Consider the following 18,474-nt stretch of genomic DNA (forward strand, 5'->3'; position numbering starts at 1 on the left):
GGCCAAAGGAGCCCTGATCATGCACGAGATGTCCCTTGCCATGGCGGCCATCGATCTGGCGGCCGAGCAGGCCAGCCAGCGCGGCTTTACCAGGGTCACCGCACTCTGGCTGGAGGTCGGCAGTTTCTCCTGCGTCGACCCCGATACCATCGCCTTCTGTTTCGAGGCCGCCGCCAAAGGCACGGCTGTCGAGGGCGCCAGCCTGCATTTTCAGCACCAGGCCGCCGAGGGCTGGTGCTACGACTGCAGCAAGACGGTGACCCTCACCGAGCGCGGCCAGGCCTGCCCCCTGTGTGGCGGATACAAATTACGAGTCGCGCAGGGCGATAGCCTGCGCATCACCGACATCGAGGTAAGTTGATATGTGTAGCGTATGCGGATGCGGCCAGGCACGAATCGCCGGGCACGATCAGGATCATGAACATGAACATGAACACCAGCACGAACACCAGCATCATGCCGAGCACAGCCATGAGCATGCTCATCGGCAGCCAGCGCCGCGCACCCTGATCATTCACCACCACTACCACCATCAGGGGGATGTCCATCACCACTACCACGGGGTGGGCACTGTGCAGGCCGGCCAGCCCCAGGCTCACGGGCATCATCACGCTCACCCCCATGACCACGCCGACGACCATGGGCATCATCAGGCTCACTCCCACGATCACGCCGCCGACCATGAACATCATCATGAACATGAGCATGAGCATGAGCATGAGCATGAGCATGAGCATGAGCATGAGCATGAGCATGAGCATGAGCACCATCATGCCCACTCCCATGATCACGGCCACGAGCACCATCATAAACAGGCTCACCAGCATGGCCATGCCCATCAGCATGCGGATCTGCACTATGGCAAGGGCGCGGCGGGACTGTCGGTGCCGGGCATGGGCCAACGTCAGCTGATCGCCATCGAGATGGATGTGCTGGCCAAGAACAACAAGCTGGCGGTCCACAACCGGGAGCACTTCGACCAGGCCGGTCAGCTGGTGCTGAACCTGGTGTCGAGCCCGGGCTCGGGCAAGACCACCTTGCTGTGCGAGACCCTGCGCCGACTGGAGGGCCAGCGTTCCTGCGCCGTGATCGAGGGGGATCAGCAGACCAGTGCCGATGCGGATCGCATCCGGGCCACCGGGGTGCCCGCCATCCAGATCAACACCGGCAAGGGTTGCCACCTGGATGCCAAGATGGTGCACGACGCCTGCCACCAGCTGCCCGCCAATGAAGGGGGCATCCTCTTCATCGAAAACGTGGGCAACCTGGTCTGCCCCGCCGGCTTCGATCTCGGCGAGAAGTACAAGGTCGCCATCCTCTCGGTCACCGAGGGGGAGGAGAAGCCGCTGAAATACCCGGACATGTTCGCCGCCGCCCAGCTGATGATCATCAACAAGACGGATCTGCTGCCCCATGTCAGCTTCGACGTGGCGCGCTGCATCGAGAACGCCAAGCGGGTCAACCCCTACATCCAGGTGATCCAGCTCAGCGCCACCACCGGCGAAGGGATGGACGCCTGGCTCAACTGGCTCGCCAGCGCCTGAGGTTACGAGCGTCCGATTACGCTGCGCTAATCGAACCTACCGCCACCAAGGTGCCGGGAATGTTGATAACAAGAGAGGGAGGCATAGGCCTCCCTCTCTTGTTATGTTCGAACCTTGCATGGCTATCTGCGCCAAACTGCCCGCTTCTCATGTGCGTCGTCCCCTCACCCTGGCCCTCTCCCCAGGGAGAGGGGACTGCATCTTTGCTCATACCTGACCACCTCTCACCACCGCGACTGGCACAACTCATTCAAGCGAAGAGATCATCCTAGGTCGCCATCTGCACTCCCTTCTCCCCTCGCGGGAGAAGGGTTGGGGATGAGGGGGACGCCGGCACTCAGGCCGCGCTGCTTACGACGGGCGCCTGCTCGGATGGCCCCTCACCGACGCGGATCAGCCGGTGGCACACCTGGCGCAGCAGCGCCTGCTGGTGGCTGAACACCAGCATGCCGAGCCCCCGGCTCTCGCACTCCCTCATCAACTCCTGCCAGATGTGGCGCTGGATCTGCGGATCCAGCTGGGCGGTCACCTCGTCGGCGATCAGCAGCCGGGTGCGGGGATCGAGCGCCCGCAGCAGCGCGATGCGCGCCAGCTCGCCGCCGGAGAGCTGACCCGGCTTGCGGCCGAGCCACTCGGGCTTGACCAGAAAGCGTGCCAGCATGACCTCATTCGGGCGCCACACGTCCCACAACGCCTGGCCGGTGCTGCGATAGGGGTTGAAGCAGAGCTCGGGGTGCTGGGGCACCAGCTGCACCGGGTGATAGCCCTTGACTGGCAGAGGCCTGCCGTCCAGCAAGATGTGCCCCCCCTCACCCGCCGGCTGCCAGCCCGCCAGCACCCGCCCCAGGGTGGTCTTGCCATGACCGCTGGGGGCCGCGAGACCGAGCCGCTCACCGGCCTTGATCGCCAGCGTCAGCCCCTGCCAGAGGGGGCGTTCCCCTTGATGGAGGCTGAGATCCCGTACCTCGAACATCAGCAGACCTCCGGTGCAGATAAGAGTGAATGGAACCCCGGCAGCAACTGCCACCGGCCACCCGCAGCCAGAGAGAAGGCCAAAGATTGCGACTCAATCATCAAGAAACCTCCGGCGTGCAAAAGAGTGAATTGAACTCCGGCAAGGCCTGCCACTGAATGCCCGCAGCCTGACAAGCGATCCGTTCCAGCGACGCCATCATCGGGAAGCCTCCGGCGTGCAAAAGAGTGAATTGAACTCCGGCAGCGCCTGCCAGTGGGCGCGCAACATGGGGCTGCCCTGCCCCTGGCGCAGCTGCTGGCTGCTCAGGCTGTCGCTCACCCGCCCCTGATGGAGCGCCACTATGCGATCCGCGAAGCGGGCCGCCAGCGCCAGATCGTGGGTGACCCAGAGGATGCCACTGCCCTGGCGGGCGAGCTCGCGCAGCTGGCCCAGCAGCAGGCAGGCCAGCCCCTCGTCGAGCCAGGCGGTGATCTCGTCCGCCAGGATGAAGCGCGCCCCGCCGAGCGCCGCAGCGCAGGCCAGGATGCGCTTGGCCATGCCGCCGGAGAGCTGACGCGGATAATGCACCAGGGTCGCCGGCGGCAGCTGGTAGCGCTGCAACTGCTGGCAGAGCCGCTCGTGGGAGCCGCTCTGGCCGCTGAGCCGGGCGGCGCGGCCAAGCTGGCGCTCCACCGTCAGCAGGGGGTTGAGGGCACTCACCCCCTGCGGCACATGGCAGAGGGTGTGGCCGCGCAGGCGGGCCCGCCCCTCGTCGCACAGCGGGGCGCCGTCGAGGGCTATGGTGCCGCTCATGCGCAGGTTGTCCGGCAGCAGGCTGAGGGCGCTCTGCAGCAACAGGCTCTTGCCCTCGCCGCTGCCCCCCACCAGCGCCACTATCTCGCCGGGGGCCAGTTGCAAGTTGATGTCGCAGAGCAAGGGCTGCCAGCGGCGGCGCCCCAGCCAGTTGTAGCGGGCCGCCTCTATGGTGACGTTGTCGAAGCTCAGCATCGCTCATTGCTCCCAAACCAGAGCTGCTGCAGGGCGCGGGTAGCCTGATCGAACAGCAGCACCAGCAGCAACAGCATCAGGCCGGGGAAGAGCGCCAGCCACCAGCCACCCCCCGCCAGATAACGCAGGGCATCGGCCAGCAGCAGCCCCAGCGACGCCTCGTGGGCCGCCAGCCCAAACCCGAGAAAACTCAGGGCGGCGCTGTGCAGCACCGCATGGGGGAACATCAGCAGGGTGCCGATGAACCACTGGGGCAGCAGGCCGGGCAGCAGGTGAGTACACCAGCGCCGCAGCGGCCCCATCCCCTGGCAGCGCGCCAGCACCACGTAGTCGCTGCAGGCGATCCGCCTCGCCTCGGCCCGCAGGATCAGCGCGAGCTTGGGCCAGTGGGTGAGCGCCACCGCCAGGATCACCCCGTGCAGGCCGCCCCCCAGGGTGAAGCAGATGAGGATCAGCAGCAGCATGTGGGGCAGCGCCAGCATGGCATCGATGAGCAGCCGCACCAGATAGTCGCACCTGGGGTGCAGCAGCGAGAGGCTGGCCGCCAGCATGGCCAGCAGGCCGCTGCACAGGGCGGTGCTGACGCCGAGCTCCAGGCTGGTGAGGGTGCCGAGGAAGGCGCGCTGCCAGAGATCCCGTCCCATCTGATCGGTGCCGAACCAGTGCAGCGCCGAGGGGGCCTGCTGGCGGGCCAGCAGATCCATGGGCACGTCCTGCACCGACAGGCTCCAGCCATAGCATGCCAGCAGCCCCAGGCAGCTCAGGGCCAGCGCGAGGCGCAGCAGGGAGGGCAGCGGATTAAACAGCATGGCTGCCCTCCCAACCCCGGTTCATGCGGGCCACCAGCAGGCGGGCGACACCGTTGCCGAGGAACACCAGCAGGGTGCAGAACAACACTATGCCCATCAGCAGAGGGATGTCCCCTCGCAGCCCGGCGTCCACCGTCGCCTGCCCGAGCCCAGGGTAGGCGAACACCTTCTCCGCCAGCAGCGAGCCGCCGATAAGTTCACCCAAGGAGGCAAACTGCAGGCAGAGCGCCGGGGTCAGGGCGTGGCGCAGTACGTGAAAGCGCAGCATGGGCCAGCCGCCGTCCCCCTGGGCGCGAGCGTAGCGGATGAAGTCGCTCGCCAGCACCTCGGCCACCCGCCCCCGGGTGTGCAGGGCTATGTTGCCCATCCCGAGCAAGGCCAGGGTGGTGATCGGCAAGATGAGGTGGCGCAGCCGCTCGGCCCAGTCCACCTGATCCGCACCTAGGCCCGGCGTCCAGGCGCAGCAGACCGGCAGCAGCGGCCAGTGCACCGCGAACAGCGCCAGCAGCAGCAGGCCGACCCAGAAGGTGGGCAGAGAGGCGAGCAGGTAACTGAGGCGGCAGATGAGCCTGTCCGGCCAGCGGTTGAGATAACGGCCGGCGCACAGGCCGAGCAAAATGCCGGCGCCACCCGACAGCAGCCAGGCCCCCGCCAGCAGCGCGAAAGAAGCGGCGAAGCGGCTGCCGATCACCTCGGTGACAGGCGCGTTGTAGAGCATGGAGTAGCCGAGATCCCCCCGCAACACCTGGCCGAACCAGTGCCAGTAGCGTAGCCACAGCGGCTGATCCAGCCCCCAGCGGGCGGCAATGCTGGCGTACTGCGCAGGGGGCACGTGCAGCAGATCGTTGCCGATATAGGCCTTGATAGGATCGATGGGGGAGTAGCTGAGCAGCACGAAGGTCGCGGCCGACACCAGGCAGAGCAGCCCCGCCAGCCGCAGCAGGGCTTTGCCCAAGGCTTTACCCGATGTGCTCAGGGGTGAGGCTACCGGCACGTCCACCGCCAATCCTGCAGGTTGTTCAGCAGGGACCAGCTGCCGTGGATCTCCGGCGCCCCCTTGCCGAGATCGACGCAGGCGTTGGTCAGGTAGGTGTGCTGCACATTAAGCAGCCAGGCCCAGGCCGCGTCCCCCTGCACCCCGGCGCCTGTCTTGCCATCCCACTCCACCTGTTGCCAGAACGGCAGCGCCGCCCGCCAGTCGGAGGCATCCAGCGCCTGCTTGAGATGGCCATCCACCGCAGCATTGCGGTAGTAACCCGGGTTGTAGAACTCGACCCCGCCGGCGTCGCTCTGGTAGTGGTGATAGAGCTCCATGGGATCCAGGCTGCCCCAGCCCATCATCACCGGATTGGCGTGCATCTCCCGCTCCACCTGCTCCCAGCTGCCGGATTTGAGTCCTACATCGAGGCCGATGGGCCTGAGCATGGCGCGCACCGCCTCGGCCAGATCCCGCCGGGTGCTGTCGCCGCTGGTGTACCAGAGGGTGAAGGCGGCGCGCCGGGAGCCCTTGTGGCGGATGCCGTCACTGCCCCGCTGCCAGCCCGCGGCCTCGAGCAGGGCGTTGGCATGGGCGGCATCCCCGTCCTTGAAGGCGCTGGCCGGGTTGTACCAGGGCAGCCCCTGCACCGCGCTGTAGGCGGGGATGGCGTGCCCCTCCAGCAGCTGATCGGCCAGCAGCTGGCGATCGATGGCGTAGTTGATGGCGCGGCGCACCGCCACGTCCGAGGTTATGTCGTTGCCGACGGGGTTGCCCTTGGCATCCTTGCCGCCGGCGGGCGGGATGGGGAAGACGATGCCGCGGTTCTCCACGCTCGGGCGCACCCAGAGCCTCAGCGACGCCGGCACCGTCGGCGCCAGGGAGGGGGCGATGCGTACCACGTCGAGCTGGCCGCTCTGGGCGGCGGCATAGGCGCTCTCCTCGTCGATGAAGACGAACACCAGCCGCTTGAAGTCGTTGTGCTCCCCGGCGTAATAGGGGTTTTCCTCCACCACCAGCTGCTGGCCGGGCAGGAAGCTCCGCAGCCGGTAGGGGCCGGCACCGACCGGCTGGCGGGCGTAGCGCTTGGGATCGTAATCCCGCTTCGACACTATGCCGAGCGACCCCAGCACGTTGACGAAGGTGCTCTGGGGGGCGCTCAAGCGGATGGCCACCTCCCGCGGCGACACCACCCGGGCGGCGACGAAGTTGCCCATGTCGATCTTGCCACCGCCCTTGGCGGCGCTGTTGTAGGTGAAGGCCACATCCTCGGCATCGAGCGGCGCGCCGTTGGAGAACTTAAGGCTGGGCTTGAGGCGGATGAGCCAGCCCTTGCCATCCTCGCTCGGGCTGACCGACTCGGTCAGCAGGTTCTGCCAGCTCAAGTCGGCCCCCTGCTTGAGCAGTGGGCTGTGCAGCAGCAGGTAGCTGCCGTGGCTCCAGCCGAGCAGCGGATCGAAGCCTTCGGTGGGCTCGCTGCCGATGGCGAGCTTGAGCTCGGCGGGCATGGGCTGGGGGGCGGCGTTCTGCGCGCCGGCGCCCATCGAGAGGGCCAGCAGCACGGCGGCGCCAAGGGGTCGGATCGTCATCAATGTTCTCGTCTCTTGCTGCCACCCGGGAAGAAAAGTGGCCACCACTAAAAGCGAATGAGGGGCCTGATGGGCCCCATGTCTATCTTTGCCGGTGCTGGCAGACTAGCGATCTCTCGCGCCAAACAGCCGCCTGCGCCCCAGATCCACCGCCCCTGTACCCTGTTGCAGCGGCAGGGAGTGCAGCATCCTGAGGGTGCCGGCCACCAGCGCCCTGCCCGTCTCGGCCTCCAGGTGCGGGTCGAGCGGCGACATCAGCGAGCAGGCGAGCAGCTGGCCTATTTCGGGCAGCTCCCCCACCATGAAGGTCATGTCACCACAGGGCAGTTGCAGGGCGAGCCGCTCGCCGCTGCCGCGCCTTGGCCAGCGCTGATCCGGTCCGGGCAACACCACCACGCTCAGCATCCAGGGGGTGAGCACGCAGCCGAGCCACTGCTCTTCGAACAACACGCACTCGGCCACTATGGGCATGGCGGAGTGGTAGAAGGGCAGATCGGCCATCTGCTCGCGGGCGATGCGCTCGTACTGGGCCACCAGCAGGGGGGCGGGATCGGCGGCAAAACCCGCAAGCTCCTCCACCGCGTCCGCTGCCTCGGTCAGATGGGATTGCGCCATACGCCCTCCTGCTCTCGTGCGGCCCTTTCCTGTTCGGAAAGGGGAATGGCCGGGCAACCGGCCTCGGCCAGCAGGTTCAGGATCCGCGCCCTCGCCTCCCCCATCGACGCCGCCACCACAGAGGTGAGGCCGATGCGGGGTTCGAGGGATTCGGGCTCGACCCCGATCAGGCTGAGCCGCCTGGGCGACTCCCCGGTCATGTGCAGCGCCGACAGCACGTCCGCCAGCCCGAGCTGATGGGGGGAGATCTTGCGGCCAAACAGGGTCGGGATCTCCTCGCCACTCAGGGTGACGACGGTGCCGGGCGGGTTGCCGCTGCGCACCGCGTCCACCAGGATGAGGTGGTCGCGGTTCGCCATCTCCTCGAGCAGCTCCATGCCGGCGGTGCCGCCATCGAGCAGGCCGATGCCGGGGGCGAAACGGTATTCGCGCTCCAGCGCCTCGACGATGCGCACCCCGACTGCCTCGTCGCTCAGCAGCAGGTTGCCGACCCCCAGGATCAAGGTGTTCATCACAGCACCTTCACCTGGGTCACTTCCCCGTTCTGGGTGTCCACCACGTGCACCGCGCAGGACATGCAGGGATCGAACGAGTGGATGGTGCGCACCACCTCGAGCGGCTTGGCGGGATCCGCCACCGGGGTGCCGACCAGCGCCTGCTCGTAGGGGCCGGGCTCGTCGTTGAAGTTGCGCGGGCCCGAGTTCCAGGTGGAGGGCACCACCGCCTGATAATTCTCGATCTTGCCGCCCTTGATGACGATCCAGTGGGAGAGCATGCCGCGCGGCGCCTCCTCGAAGCCCACCCCGCGAAACTCCTTGTCCGCCGGGATCTCGGCCTTGATGTAGGCGCTGAAGTCCCCCTTGCCGATGTTGTCGATGAGCGCCTGCCACTGGTGAGACAAGGTGTCTTTCAGCACGCAGCAACGCACCGCCCGGCCTATGATGCGGCCCATGGTGGAGTGCAGCTGCGCAGGCTTGATGGCCGAGCCGGACAGCGCCTGGTAGATGCCGTTGAGCTGATCGAAATGGGTCACAGTGCCCGGGTGCTTGGCCGCCAGCTTCACCAGCAAGTCGGCGAGCGGGCCCACTTCGACCACCTTGCCGTAGAAGGTGGGGGATTTGACCCAGGAGTACTTGCCGTCATCCTGCCAGCCGGTGTAGTTCGGCTCCGTCTTGCCCTCCCAGGGCTTGAGCGGGGCATCGTCCTTGTACCAGGCGTGCTTGTTGCTCTCGGCGATGCCCTCCATCAGCCAGGCATCCTGGTGACTCTCGATGGGGCGGTAATTCGCCAGATCGCCGTTCTCGATGTAGCCACCCGGCATCAGGAAGCTGCCGCCGTCGGCATCGGTGGGGAGCTCGGGCACGCTCAGATAGTGCTTGGCACCCTGCCCCAGCGCCAGCCACTCGGGGTAGTGGGCGGCGATGATGGCGGCATCCACCTTGTAGACCTGCTCGATGAACTCGCCGAGCCGATCGATGAAGGTTTTCACATAGAGCAGCCGCTCGAGGTTGAGCACGCTGGGCGCATCCAGGTTGATGGGGTTGGCCACCCCGCCCACCGCCAGGTTCTGGATGTGGGGGGTCTTGCCCCCCAGGATGGCGACGATGCGGTTGGCATCGCGCTGGCACTCCAGCGCTTGCAGGTAGTGAGCCACGGCGATGAGGTTCACCTCAGGGCTCAGCTTCATCGCCTTGTGGCCCCAATAGCCGTTGGCGAAGATGCCGAGCTGGCCGCTCGCCACCAGGGCGCGGATCTTCTCCTGCACCTTGGTCAGCTCTTCGGCGCTGTTGAGGGACCAGGTAGAGACCCCCTTGAGGATATCCGCCGCTTTTTGCGGATTGGCCTGCAGCGCTGCCGTGATGTCCACCCAGTCCAGCGCGGAGAGCTGGTAGAAGTGGACTATGTGATCGTGGATGTTGTGGGCCGCGATGATGAGGTTGCGGATGAATTGCGCGTTGACCGGCACCTTGGCGCCGATGGCATTCTCCACCGCCCGCACCGAGGCGATGGCGTGGATCGAGGTGCAGACCCCGCAGATACGCTGCACTATCATCCAGGCGTCGCGCGGATCGTTGCCCTTGAGGATCTCCTCCATGCCGCGCCACATGGTGCCGGATGACCAGGCCTTGGTGACGACGCCGCCGTCGATCTCGCAGTCGATGCGCAGGTGACCCTCGATACGGGTGATGGGGTCTATGGTGATACGTTGGCTCATACGTTGGCTTTCCCTCGGGCCTGATAATCTTGGTGAACACGTTCCAGCGATGGCAGCACCGGCAACAGCCGGATCAGCAGCAGATAGGCACAGACCTCGATGGCGACGAAGCCAAGGGAGATCAGCACCTCTTCGGCACTGGGGAAGTAGTGATAGCCATTGCCTGGATTGAAGGCGAGCAGGGAGTAATCCAGTCGCCAGAGGGCGGCGCCCAGCAGCATGCTGAGGGCACCCAGGAACAACATGCGGGAGTCCCGGCGGCTCTTGTCCCAGTGGAACACCAGCAGCGGGAAGATCATCAGCGCGATCTCGCTCCAGAACATGATGGCGTAGCGGTTGAACTCGGAGAGGTACTCCGACTTGTCGTTGATGACGATCTCGGCGAAGCGCAGCGCCACAAACAGGATCAGGAAGATGTCGATCACCTGGGTCAGCTTGTAGAACAGCGGCTTCTCGTTCGGTCCGCGTCCCGCCAGGCCCGCCTGCACCAGGGAGCCCTCGAACACCACTATGGAGAAGCCCATGATGAAGGCGGTCAGCAGGGAGAAGACCGGCAGCAGCTCATAGCTTTGCCAGAGCGGATGGATCTTCTCCCCCGCCACTATCATCAGGGATCCCATGGAGGACTGGTGCATGGTGGGCAGCAGGGCCCCCAGCGCCAGTACGAAGAACATGATCTTGTTGAGCCGGATCAGCGACGCCTTCCAGCCGAGTTTCTCCAGCAGCACGGGGGCGAACTCCAGCGCCATGACCCCGATGTAGATGGTCATGCAGACCGCCGTCTCGAACAGCACCGAGGAGGTGTTGAAGAAACCCGGAATGTAGAAGTAAGGCAGGTTCCAGTAACGGCCCACGTCTATGGTGATGGAGAGACCGCCGAGCGAATAGCCAAACAGGCTGGCCAAGAGCGCCGGTCGCACCAAGGGGTGATATTCACCCTTGTTGAACACGTAGACGGCCCAGGCCAGGGCCCAGCCACCGCAGGCAAAGCCGGTGCCGATCAGCAGATCGAACGAGATCCACAACCCCCAGGGGTAGCCGCCGTTCAGATCCGTCACCGAGCCCAACCCGAAGATGAGGCGCTTCAAGATCAGGATGCCGCACAGCACGGCAAAGGGCGCCAGCACCAGCACGGGCCAGCTGACCAGCTTGCCGCCGAGCGGATGCGCTTTATGTTCACTCATGGTCGTCGCCTCCCTTCTCTTTGCCCTGACCCGGCTCGGGATCATGGCCCTTTTCCTGCTTCTTGGCATTGCGCCGGATCAACACGGAGAGACCGGTCAGCACCACCATGGGCAGCACCATCCCCTTGTAGAGGGTGTGCTGGATATGCTCGGAGCGCGCCCCGGAGGAGAGCTCGGGCAGGTCAGGCATGTCGAGCTTGGTGTAAGGCACCCCGGCCAGCACCAGCACCTGGGTGCCGCCCCCCTCCTTCTCGCCATAGACGTAAGGCTGGTAGTTGGGCACTTCATGCCGATAAGGATCGTTGGCCACCAGGGTCTGGCGGGGATAGGCGTATTCACTGCCGGGGGTGGCCAGCAGCCGGCGCTTGGCCTCGGCCATCAGATCCTCGCGGGTACCGAAGATGACGGCGCCGGTGGGGCAGACCTCGACGCAGCCGGGCAGCTTGCCCTGATCGATGCGTTCGAGCCCTTGCTGGTTGCACAGCTCACACTTGTGAATGGCGCCGAGCGGGTTGTCGTAGTCGTATTTGGGCACATCGAACGGGCAGCCCACCATGCAGTAACGGCAGCCGGTGCAGACGCTCGGATCGTAGTGAACTATGCCGGTCTTGGGATCCTTCTTGAGGGCCTGCACCGGGCAGACCGAGACACAGTTGGGATCGACGCAGTGCATGCACTGCTTCTTGATGTAGGCATAGCCATCCACCAGCCGATCCTTGTGCTCGCCGCTGCCGCTCTTCCAGATCTGGATGATGTTGTTGGTGAAGGGCGTCAGCTTGTCGTTGGTGGACCAGGTCTGAGCTCCCTCCGGATTGGCCGGGTTGCCGTTGAGACGCTGGCACTCCGCCACGCAGGCCTGGCAGCCGACGCAGAGGGTGGAGTCGTAGAGCATGCCGAGCGACCCGGGAATGGGCGGCTTGTTCTTGGCCGCCGCCAGCGCCGTACCCGGCACCGTGGTGCCCGCCGCCAGCGCACCGACGGAGGCAAACTTGAGGAAGTTGCGTCTGTTCACGGTCACTCCTCCCGTGATGGGTGCTGCCCGGCTTCGTGGCGCTTCTGCTGACGACCGAGTTCACGCACCGTCATCAGGCTCACCCCCACCAGCACCCCGAGGGCGCCGCCGATGAGGCCGGTGGCGGTGGGTGAGGTATAGCCCCCCTCCTGGATGGCCACGTCGGGTTTCTCCACCCGCGGGGTCGGATTCTCGACCTTGGCGAGCTGGAAGATCCCCTTGCTAAAACCCACCCCCTGCTCGTTGCAGCCATAGCAGGGGTGGCCTATGCCCACCGGCCAGATGCCGCCGCCCACGTCGCAGAACTCCAGGGTCGAGCAGTTGCCGTAGGTTTCCGGCCCCTTGCAGCCCAGATGATAGAGACACCAGCCCTGCCGGTGGCCCTCGTCGCCAAACTCCTTGGCGAAGCGGCCGGCATCGAAGTGCGGGCGACGCTCGCAGTTCTCGTGGATCAATCGCTCATAGGCAAACAGCGGCCGCTTCTTGGCATCGAGCGCCGGCAGCTTGCCGTAGGTGATGTAGTAGGCCACGGTGGTGAGGAAGTTGTGGGGGTTGGGCGGGCAGCCCGGGATATTGATGATGGGGGCGCTTATGTTGCCGAGGGCCTCCTCCAGGCTGACGGCACCCGTGGGGTTGCTGCCGCTGGCGGGCACCCCGCCCCAGGCGGAGCAGGAGCCGATGGCGATGACGGCGGCCGCGTCGGCGGCGGCGCGCCGAATATGGTCGACGATGGGCTCACCGGCCACCATGCAGTAGACGCCACCATCCTTGAGGGGAATGGAGCCATCCACCACCAGCACATACTTGCCCTTGTAGCGTTCGATGGCGTTGTGCTTGTTCTCTTCCGCCTGATGACCAAAGGCCGCCGAGAGTACCTCGTGATACTCCAGCGAAATGGTGTTGAGGATCAGGTTTTCGATGGTGGGGTGAGTTGCCCGCAGCAGCGACTCGGTACAACCGGTACACTCCTGCGCCCCTATCCAGATCACCGGAGGCCGCTCGGGGCTGGTGAGTGCGGTGGCCATCTTCGCCACCGCCTGATTACTTAATCCCAGGGTTGCGGCCATCCCGGCACACAATTTCATAAAATCACGGCGATTAATTCCATGAGCCGATAAAAAATTATCCGCGACCATTCGTCTTATTCCCGTCAGTGAGCATTGTTTGGCAAATGCTTAATTGCGGGAATGCTATGCCTCCCCCCCGGCCCTCATGTTGATCTCCATCAAGTCGCGGGGCATTAGTCGTGGAGAAAACTCATCAACGAAAATAAAAAAACCATATGTAGCAAAGGCTTATCGAAAATCATTCTCAAGCAACAAATACCCATTAGGGGATAGATTTCGATAGTCGTGAATTAACCACATTTAAACTTCGGTCTATTCCCGGTATTCAGTGGCTCAAAATGAAAGCGTTGTCACAGCATTTATCATTCGCAACTGTTATTAGCTTCTTTCCGATCCACAACCATAGAACCGCCCACAGCACGATCGCAGCCAGGGGCCACAAAGCCGTAATTTAATTAATCATGAATCGATATTGGCTGAACGAGGCTGAGGGTTGAAAGACGCTCTGGCCCGATATCGAGTGCCAAGGAGCCTCATACAGACCTTTACAATGACCTATTGTAGCCCCAATTGAGTGCGACTAGTCGGGGACCCTACAGGGCTATGGAAAGAGAAAGGAAGGAAGCTGCTCAAGACAGATATGATATAGAGCTCGAAGAAGGCATGTACTCAAGCGACATAAAAAACACCAGCTTGAAGCCGGTGTCGGGGATAACATAATCTGTACAAACAAGGCATACTTCATGTGCATGAAATGACAAGTAATTGTTTGCCATTCTGAATGAATAATATCTCACCTTTATCAGGTGACACATTGTAGATCGTATTTTTATTCTTGAATATAAATGTTTCGCCCATCAATTAAAAGTCATTAAGGGATAATTCTTTCCCCTGCTTACCATAATTATATGGTATATCTCCTGAAAAAGGAGAGTAACATAAATTCATATTTTTCCCTGATTTTGTCTTGCAGTAATAGAACACGCTTTCACCATTGTCACAATTTTTTTCCAGTACTCTCTGACAATGCATCTATCTCGATGTATCGCATATCACTGTATAAATCTGACACTTGATTATTACTCGCAAGACCATAATGGATATTAATAATTTTGCTTATGATTGCGGCGTCTTCACTTGCTACCCCGCCAAAATTAACGGTAGCAATTTCATTACCTTTATTTATTTCTCCAACACCACTTACTCGCTCCTCACCAGAACTTGTTGTGATAGACGCATTATCAATATAATAAAGTTTGTCACCTATATTAAAATAATATACAGTATTTAGTCTTGGTCTAAATGCAGGGACAGTTAGCCTTATAAACCCATCATTATTTACTATTTACTATTTACTATTTACTATTTACTATTTACTATTTACTATTTACATGAATTATTTCCTGCTGTAAATGGTATTGTAAACACCTGCATCTCTCCGTTATATTTGAACGATAAGGTGCTAATTGACTCATCATCTGAAGTCTTAGTGGCAACATAATAAGACACATCATAGCAGGTGCTATAGGCATATGTGTACATAGGTATGATGCAATAAAGATGATGCATAATTTTCTTAAAAAAAGACTCATTAACTTTCACCAAAAACAACATTAAAATAATGTGTGGCTCACATTGATTTTATATTTTTCAATAAAGCGACACTAGAATAAGTTAACACTATATATATTAAAGTCATATGTGACTTAATATATTATTGGCTAGGATAACATCCTAATGCATCTTCTTTATCACATTGTAGCAAGGGGATAAGATCCACAAGTTTGTTTGTAATTACTTTTCCGCAAGGGATGTTATATTCTTTTCCAGATATAGTTACTATTACACCCGACCTTTCTTCACTTCCTTCGTAGTTGCTAAAAATCGAATACTTGTATTTCCCTTTACTGAAAGAAACCTTTCCATATTCAGTCTGATATCTATAGTAATAATTATGACTAAACCCATTAAACCCATTCCCCAATGAGTGATAAGAAAGCTCAGTTTTATCACCTTTCAATAATTCATAACTCAATCTATTCCCATCAATAAATAATTTAACATCACCTTTATCAGTCTTACAAGAAAAATACATTCCTTCGCTTCCATATGATGAAGTGAAAATGAAGAAAAAAAATGTAAACATATAAAAATAAGAATGCATTATAACCCCTCACTCGATCACCACATTCTTTAGGTTTAGAAATATTAAGAGTCTAGTACAAACACCCTTAGAATTAATAGTAATAATAAAATTACGTGAAACAGACCTTTGCCATTCCCATGATGGTGAGAAATAATTTTAAAGTTGTTTTGCCATGATAAATATATAAAATAGATTACGCCATAAATTTAATAAAAAGAGGTGTATTAATTAATAAGAAATCTACTTTTCATAAAAAAACAACTTTCTTTAATCACATGGCTCCAAATTTAAATTAGAGCCATATGGAAGTTTTATTTACTTAGGGAAATCGAAACCACCATCCCTAATGATCTCATCATCAATATCAACTATAGCATTACTAGATATATTTTTATCCCCGAAAGAATTACTTACGCATAATTTGTCATGCCCAAGACGTTCGCCCTTACGCTTAACAGACAAGAATGCTTTAGCATTTATTGTTTCTTGTGGAATACCAAACAAATATGAATACTCGCCACGTTTAAATCCAAGATAGACAGTATAGGTTCCTGCATCAGTCCATCTCTGAAGTTGATTTTTATTAGTTAATTCAACTGCCAATTCCGTAGCATTTTTTTTACCAAATCGGTAATTGATCGTATCTTTCTTTTTGTCTAAGCAGAATGAGATCAATCTCTGCTTTGGTTCATCTATCTGACATGCAGCAATCTCTATCTCGTCAGAAGTGCATAAGTTAATTTCGCTACCATTTGCACTGATGACATATGGAGCTGCAATTGTAACAATTAATATCGACAGATAGTTCATTTTAAAATAGTCTCTATAATTTTATACGCTTCTTTTCGCTCATCGAGGCCCACACTGCCTCCATTTACCCTTTTTGTAACACTTGGCACATCACTGAAACCATTGTTTTTATCACATAAATAAACTTTGTATTTAAACCAAAACCACAGCGCACTTCTAATTGCTGTTGGCATCATATTTATAACACTAGGCTGTTCTACTGCATCAGGGACGTCTCCTGGCCAATAAGATGAATACTCAGATTTAAAGCCATTGTATTTTTCGTAACCAGTAATCTGTATTAACCCTCTGCCTCTAAAATTGAATCCATCACTTGGATTAGATGAGCGATTCCCATTCAGCTTTTGAAAATGCTTTCTTCCTATGGCCTGCTGGTCAGCCCGACGAATAATATTACCTTTTGAGTCTTTTTTGTATCCGTCAATTTCTGACTCTTGTGGATTAGATCTATAGTAACTACTAAATGACCTCAAAACGGCAGGAGAGTATTCCCAGCTTTCAGTTCTCCCTTCCATTGTCACACCGACTTCACCTCTGATCTGAGAAAAGAAATGTCGTTGTCTAGTTCTGGTATTTAATTTGAACCGTTCTAGGTTACTATTTACTTCATACAAAACAATATCTAAATCCGTCTTGCTAGCTCTAGGAAATATAGAATGCAGCTGTTCATAAGTTAACGATAAAGAGTGAACATTGCTTTGTAATATTGACAGTGGATAAATATGCCAAACCTCCTTATCAAGTCTTAACTTGGTAGCACTCTGCATCCACTCCAGCTTATCGATGCGCTGTTTTTCGTGATCCACCAGTTTGTCAAAATCGGGTAGGCCCAGTTTAGCCATCAGTTCATTCAGCCATTGATAGCTGCTGGCGGAAGATTTCTCGTACCACTCACTGGGGTGCTTGACGATAAGTTTGTTTAGCTGCTCTCTGTTGCCGCTGTTTTGTAAAGCTGCCTGGATCTCTTCGCTGTTAAGATCGCCGCTTTCGTCTATATCGAAACTGTTAACCAGCTCGGTGAAAAATGTCGGCGGCACATCGGGATCCAGATAGCCGTCGGAGCCTGAACCATCGATCTTTTTAAAACCGAGCTTCAGCCAGTCATGTTGACTCAGCAGCTCGACTTGCGATTTCTCGACATATTTTCCTGACGAGACGCTGACCCACTCCTGATTTGCCGCATCTTTCTCCAGCTTGGGTGATTCAACCAGTTCTTCCAGACTCTTGCTATCGGTCGCCACCCAAAGATCTTTACCGTCCTGCTTTTTCTTCTCATGCAAGACGAGATCCGCCGGCACCTTGGCATAAGTAGCGCCGCCTTTAGTACCCGCCTTGTTGGCCAATACATCGTCCATTCTGGGATCCTGGGTGAACACCTCAAGATGCACCTGATGCTTGCTCTTCTTGCCTCCGATGAGGGAGCCCGGTGTTTCCATCAGACCGAGATAACCGATGGTCTCCCCCGCCGCGATGGCGACCGGCGAAGACAATACATATAACTCGCCAAGATGAGACGGTGCGCGCGCATTCACCTTGATATATTCATCTTCCACGCATACCCAGGCCAAGCCACAACTTCCAGGCACCCCGTCCACACTCGGCATCACATATTTGCATCTGGCCATCTTGCGCGCCTTGTCACCCACCCAATGAAATTCGAGTTGGTGCGCATCATACTGCACTTTAGTGCCCGCTGGCAGGGAGACGCTGCCACTGCCGGCCATCAGGCGACCTGTCTCATTATCAGGAGTGGGATCTGCCCGACCCGCCATATTGGTCAGCAATTCGGCGTCTATCTGATCGAATAGCCAACTTGGCAGATTGGGTTTGATAAATGCCAGCGCATCCGGGCTATTGGCAATCCAGACCGAACTCCCTTCGCTGACCAATACCCCCGCTTTCTCACCCTCTGTTGTTTGGGTACTGGAAAGCGGGCTCTTGATGGTCACCTTGATGAAGTCATACTCCTTGCCGCCTACCATGCCTTTTTGCGGCGGGGTACCGCTGTCTATTTCCAGCTCGGTATCCTTGGGTAGCGCGAAGCGGGGCAAGGCCGCATCGGCACGCTTCTGATCCTCATCAGGGTTGGCATGGGGAGCCGAATTGCGTGCATTCCAGCTCTTCTTCAGCACCAGCTTCTCGGCGGTCTGATATTGGCTCCATGGCAGCAGATGCATATAGAGCGAATAGAAGGTGAATTCGTTTTTCGCCTTGGTCTCTGGATTCATTTCACAATATTCGTGCTGCACTAGGCAGAAGCAGTTGGAATAGCGCAGGGATTCCCCCTGAAACTCGGAGGTCAGATAATCCTCTATCATCCGAAATGCCACCACCTTGCCATCGGCGATGGCCCGAACAGGGTATGTATCCTTGCACCAGGGGGCACTCTTGTCGCTGATATGGATACCGCCATGCCACTTGTTGTGGTTGCCAAGAAGATAGTGACCGGATTGTTCACCATTGATCAACGCAGTCAGCGCCTTGGCGTCCTTGAACTCTTCCCCTTTGGCCGTGAGGATGGGAAATGCAAACTTCATGCTTTCT

The 18,474-nt window shown here is 58.4% G+C and carries 16 protein-coding genes and 1 pseudogene; 2 read left to right on the forward strand and 15 right to left on the reverse strand.

Annotated features, from left to right (window positions below):
- Positions 1-19 precede the first annotated feature (19 nt).
- Positions 20-361, forward strand: a complete 342-nt coding sequence (gene hypA, locus KW825_RS01165; RefSeq protein ID WP_033130233.1) for a hydrogenase maturation nickel metallochaperone HypA — start codon at positions 20-22, stop codon at positions 359-361.
- Here hypA and KW825_RS20460 read toward each other — a convergent pair.
- Positions 339-845, reverse strand: a complete 507-nt coding sequence (locus KW825_RS20460; protein ID WP_371315768.1) for a hypothetical protein — start codon at positions 843-845, stop codon at positions 339-341. The genes hypA and KW825_RS20460 overlap by 23 nt on opposite strands.
- On the opposite strand from KW825_RS20460, the pseudogene hypB reads away from it, so the two are divergent.
- A pseudogene (gene hypB / locus KW825_RS20465) lies at positions 777-1,544 on the forward strand (hydrogenase nickel incorporation protein HypB); the annotation flags it as partial. The gene KW825_RS20460 and the pseudogene hypB sit on opposite strands and share 69 nt — an antisense overlap.
- A 337-nt stretch (positions 1,545-1,881) precedes the next feature.
- Here hypB and KW825_RS01175 read toward each other — a convergent pair.
- From KW825_RS01175 to KW825_RS01240, 14 genes are all read right to left on the reverse strand, one after another.
- Positions 1,882-2,517, reverse strand: coding sequence for an ATP-binding cassette domain-containing protein (locus KW825_RS01175; RefSeq protein ID WP_218327940.1), 636 nt, complete (start codon positions 2,515-2,517; stop codon positions 1,882-1,884).
- Positions 2,518-2,715: 198 nt separating this feature from the next.
- A complete protein-coding gene (locus tag KW825_RS01180) occupies positions 2,716-3,507 on the reverse strand; it encodes an ATP-binding cassette domain-containing protein (protein WP_139744833.1) in 792 nt (263 codons plus the stop codon).
- Positions 3,501-4,316 carry an ABC transporter permease gene (locus tag KW825_RS01185; protein WP_218327941.1) on the reverse strand — a complete coding sequence of 272 codons (816 nt, stop codon included), beginning with the start codon at positions 4,314-4,316 and terminating at the stop codon, positions 3,501-3,503. Before KW825_RS01185 ends, KW825_RS01180 begins: the two co-directional genes overlap by 7 nt.
- The gene (locus KW825_RS01190) at positions 4,306-5,316 is read right to left on the reverse strand and encodes an ABC transporter permease (protein ID WP_218327942.1); all 1,011 of its coding nucleotides are present in this window, start codon (positions 5,314-5,316) and stop codon (positions 4,306-4,308) included. The genes KW825_RS01185 and KW825_RS01190 overlap by 11 nt, the downstream gene beginning before the upstream one ends.
- On the reverse strand, positions 5,301-6,881 hold the full coding sequence (locus KW825_RS01195; protein ID WP_218327943.1) for an ABC transporter substrate-binding protein: 1,581 nt from the start codon (positions 6,879-6,881) through the stop codon (positions 5,301-5,303). The genes KW825_RS01190 and KW825_RS01195 overlap by 16 nt, the downstream gene beginning before the upstream one ends.
- A gap of 105 nt (positions 6,882-6,986) precedes the next feature.
- Positions 6,987-7,496, reverse strand: coding sequence for a hydrogenase-2 assembly chaperone (gene hybE / locus KW825_RS01200; RefSeq protein WP_218327944.1), 510 nt, complete (start codon positions 7,494-7,496; stop codon positions 6,987-6,989).
- Positions 7,478-8,008 (reverse strand): HyaD/HybD family hydrogenase maturation endopeptidase, encoded by a 531-nt coding sequence (locus KW825_RS01205; RefSeq protein WP_218327945.1) that lies wholly within the window; start codon positions 8,006-8,008, stop codon positions 7,478-7,480. Before KW825_RS01205 ends, hybE begins: the two co-directional genes overlap by 19 nt.
- Positions 8,008-9,711: a hydrogenase 2 large subunit gene (gene hybC / locus KW825_RS01210; protein WP_218327946.1), complete on the reverse strand. Its 1,704-nt coding sequence runs from the start codon at positions 9,709-9,711 to the stop codon at positions 8,008-8,010. Before hybC ends, KW825_RS01205 begins: the two co-directional genes overlap by 1 nt.
- The gene (gene hybB / locus KW825_RS01215) at positions 9,708-10,895 is read right to left on the reverse strand and encodes a Ni/Fe-hydrogenase cytochrome b subunit (protein ID WP_042653504.1); all 1,188 of its coding nucleotides are present in this window, start codon (positions 10,893-10,895) and stop codon (positions 9,708-9,710) included. Before hybB ends, hybC begins: the two co-directional genes overlap by 4 nt.
- Positions 10,888-11,907 (reverse strand): hydrogenase 2 operon protein HybA, encoded by a 1,020-nt coding sequence (gene hybA, locus KW825_RS01220; RefSeq protein WP_218327947.1) that lies wholly within the window; start codon positions 11,905-11,907, stop codon positions 10,888-10,890. The genes hybB and hybA overlap by 8 nt, the downstream gene beginning before the upstream one ends.
- A gap of 2 nt (positions 11,908-11,909) precedes the next feature.
- The gene (gene hybO / locus KW825_RS01225; RefSeq protein WP_218327948.1) at positions 11,910-13,043 is read right to left on the reverse strand and encodes a hydrogenase 2 small subunit; all 1,134 of its coding nucleotides are present in this window, start codon (positions 13,041-13,043) and stop codon (positions 11,910-11,912) included.
- 1,645 nt (positions 13,044-14,688) lie between these two features.
- Positions 14,689-15,138 carry a hypothetical protein gene (locus KW825_RS01230; RefSeq protein WP_218327949.1) on the reverse strand — a complete coding sequence of 150 codons (450 nt, stop codon included), beginning with the start codon at positions 15,136-15,138 and terminating at the stop codon, positions 14,689-14,691.
- 297 nt (positions 15,139-15,435) lie between these two features.
- Complete coding sequence (locus KW825_RS01235; protein WP_218327950.1) at positions 15,436-15,930, reverse strand: hypothetical protein; 495 nt, start codon at positions 15,928-15,930, stop codon at positions 15,436-15,438.
- Positions 15,927-18,467: a hypothetical protein gene (locus tag KW825_RS01240; protein ID WP_218327951.1), complete on the reverse strand. Its 2,541-nt coding sequence runs from the start codon at positions 18,465-18,467 to the stop codon at positions 15,927-15,929. The genes KW825_RS01235 and KW825_RS01240 overlap by 4 nt, the downstream gene beginning before the upstream one ends.
- Between the last annotated feature and the right edge of the window lie 7 nt (positions 18,468-18,474).

Origin of the sequence: Aeromonas sp. sif2433, assembly GCF_019218705.1 — a bacterium.
GTDB lineage: Bacteria > Pseudomonadota > Gammaproteobacteria > Enterobacterales > Aeromonadaceae > Aeromonas > Aeromonas encheleia.